The sequence below is a fragment of the Parasutterella muris genome (genome assembly GCF_009767915.1).
Lineage (GTDB): Bacteria > Pseudomonadota > Gammaproteobacteria > Burkholderiales > Burkholderiaceae_F > Parasutterella > Parasutterella muris.
Map to the genome: position 1 here is coordinate 1 of NZ_WSRP01000077.1, position 2,676 is coordinate 2,676.

The 2,676-nt window shown below is 43.6% G+C and carries 4 protein-coding genes; 2 read left to right on the forward strand and 2 right to left on the reverse strand.

The window, feature by feature from the left end:
• On the forward strand, window positions 1-327 hold a 327-nt coding region (locus E5987_RS12515; RefSeq protein WP_160336401.1), incomplete at its 5' end, for a YcbK family protein.
• The gene (locus E5987_RS12520) at window positions 328-708 is read left to right on the forward strand and encodes a hypothetical protein (RefSeq protein ID WP_160336402.1); all 381 of its coding nucleotides are present in this window, start codon (window positions 328-330) and stop codon (window positions 706-708) included. It abuts the gene before it with no gap.
• 4 nt (window positions 709-712) lie between these two features.
• Here the strand turns inward: E5987_RS12520 and E5987_RS13560 are convergent, their stop codons facing one another.
• Window positions 713-1,024, reverse strand: coding sequence for an NYN domain-containing protein (locus E5987_RS13560; protein ID WP_370594093.1), 312 nt, complete (start codon window positions 1,022-1,024; stop codon window positions 713-715).
• Window positions 991-1,440, reverse strand: a complete 450-nt coding sequence (locus E5987_RS12970; RefSeq protein WP_202074647.1) for a PIN domain-containing protein — start codon at window positions 1,438-1,440, stop codon at window positions 991-993. Before E5987_RS12970 ends, E5987_RS13560 begins: the two co-directional genes overlap by 34 nt.
• Window positions 1,441-2,676 lie beyond the last annotated feature (1,236 nt).

Here is a 2,676-nt window from a genome sequence, read left to right on the forward strand (position 1 = left end):
AAACCAAGTCCGTGGCCCGAGGTCGTTGATCCGGGCCTTTATCATTTGTTAGAGGAGATCAGGGCCGATTTTGGAGAGCCAATTTTTATCAACTCTGGTTATCGGTCGCCTGAGCACAATGCAGCAGTCGGCGGAGCTAAAAACTCTTACCACGTTAAGGGCCAGGCGGCAGACATTCGTCCGACACGATATCAAGATCAAAAACGGTGGCAGGAGGTTCTCGGGCGTCTAAAAATTATCGCTAATAGGCGATGCAAGGGTGGTGTTGGGTTTTATCCCACGTTCGTTCACGTCGATCTTGGACCGGAGCGAAGGTGGAATGGATAAATGAATTTAATAAACGTTCTAAAAATCGGGGCGGCTGCGGCCGCTCTTATTTTTACGTACTGGATCGGCGTTCAAAACGGACGAGATTCGGAGGAGTTAAGAAGTGCCCGTACCCAAATATCAGCGCTCACAGCAGCGCTTGAGGAACACAAAGCCAAACAAACGAGCGACGCGCTGGCTTTATCTGAGTTGCGTGTTGCTGAGTCTGCTTCTCGCAACGAGCTTGACAGGATGCGTAACCAGCTCGCCGACGTTGAGAGAATGTCCAAAACAAACGCCGATCGGGAGCGTAATCGATGTCTCCGATTGGCTGTCGAGGGCAGGGAATTACTCGATCAAGCTCAAAGAGCAATTAGATTCTGTGCAGAAAACCATAGATAAATAACTACTTTGGAGACGGAAGCAAAAGAGAGGGTGATTTCTTTTTGAGCCAATTAATCCTAGTCTGAAGACCGTCGATGTGTTCAAAAAGCTCATCCTCAATATGCGACCCCATCGGGTCTAAAATAAAATCGATACCTTCCCTTCGTGCTTGCTTCGCTGCCGGAACAAAATCGCTATCGCCTGATACTAGAATGATTCGATCTACCTGGCGCTTGAAGGCTAAAGATGAGATGTCTACGCCGATCCTCATGTCTACGCCTTTTTGTTCGAGGTTTACGGTTAGATCTTCTGGACGAATATCTTCCCAGCGGATTTTTCAGCACCAAGTTCCTTTAGCTTTTGATAACTCAGAATATAGGGAGAGTGCATAGCGAGCCTTCCCAGTCTTAAAGCAACTTTTCTTTTTTGTTTCAACGCTGCCAAAAAATCAAAAGTCCATTTATAGACATCGGTTTTGTCAAGGACGATATTTTTCTTACTAATGGGGTTGAATAAGCACCCAGATAAAGGTTCACAATCATAATAAAAAATTCTGTATAGCTCTCTTGGATTGTTCTTCTCTGATTTAGATCTTAGATGCTGTAAACAATAATTGAAAAGCTCGTTGGCCCGATCTTCCGCAGGTTTTGAACCGCAGAGAGTTATTGCTCGTTTCCTGTAAAAACCGCCATCAACTAAAATAGCAACTTTATGGGTATTCATAGTGTAGATAAAGAAACAGGCCCACATTTCTTCTCATCCTCGATGTTCGGGTAAGAGTACTCAAGAGGGCCGGATCACCAAGTAAACTTGGGACTTGAATTATTGCACAGTTTTGCATTTTTTTGAAATAAGTAGACCTCGTTATAGGTAGAAGTCCTTAAGGTTGCGTATCTAGAGCTATGTAAATATTGTGTCTGCTCAGTCCTGTATAGTTTCACGCCGATCGGGAGCGTAATCGATGTCTCCGATTGGCAGTTGAAGGTCGAGAGTTACTCGACCCAGCTGAGCAGGCAATTAAATTCTGCGCAGAGAACCATAAATGAGTAGCACGGTGGGTCCGTGTTAAATTTTGCATGTGTCGACAAAATTAAAAATCGCGGACACAAAATAAGTATATGTACGCGTCATCGACATATCAAGTTTTTATGATGATGAAATGTAGTTTTATCGACATATCTACGCTTAAATCTGCATAGAAGATCATCCAACAAGCCCTCAACGGAGTTAACAGCACTATTAAATTCTGCGCAGAAAACCATAAGTGAGTTGACTGAACCATGACAGGCTGAATGTGCGGAACGTGCAGTCCGAGATGGCTGAATCATTGAATGGTGTGCAGCAGAGACTGTGAAGAGAACGAGTGACTAGGGGAAAATTTGAGGGAATTTAAAATAATTCATTTATATTCCTTGATCTTCAATGGTATTCAATTCATGTTGGGGCCACCAAGTTACCATCCGAGAGTCTACAAGACACTCGGATATTTTTTGCCCGGACTAATAAATACGGGGCTTTTGCGGTTTTTCCCTGCTGTATCTTCACAGCGTTTAACGGCTTCCAATGGGATTTTTATTGGCGTATAGCAGATGGAGCTTTACCAATGCCGAGGGCAGCAAAAGAAATAACAAAACAATTACAGATAGAAGCCCGGGAAGGAGAAGATTTCACAGTGGGAGGATTTCCAGGGCTAAAGAGCGATAATAGAAGAAAAGGAAAGTAAAAATCCCTGATAGACAAGCGCTTCATGGATTTTTTCTTCTCTATGTTCTACAGCTCTCAGTTCTATAAAACTCAAAATTCTTATTTCAAATGTACGCGATTTGTACGCGCTTCGGATAATATCCAACCTGAATTCCGTGCCCTCTAGGTGATAAATCTTGGAGGCACGGCTATCTTCAGAGCTTCCATCGTCGCTCTTAGTTTCTTGGGGATTAGGTCCCAGTAAAAAGAGTTTTCTTCGTCAGATTTCCTGCTGGTTACGTC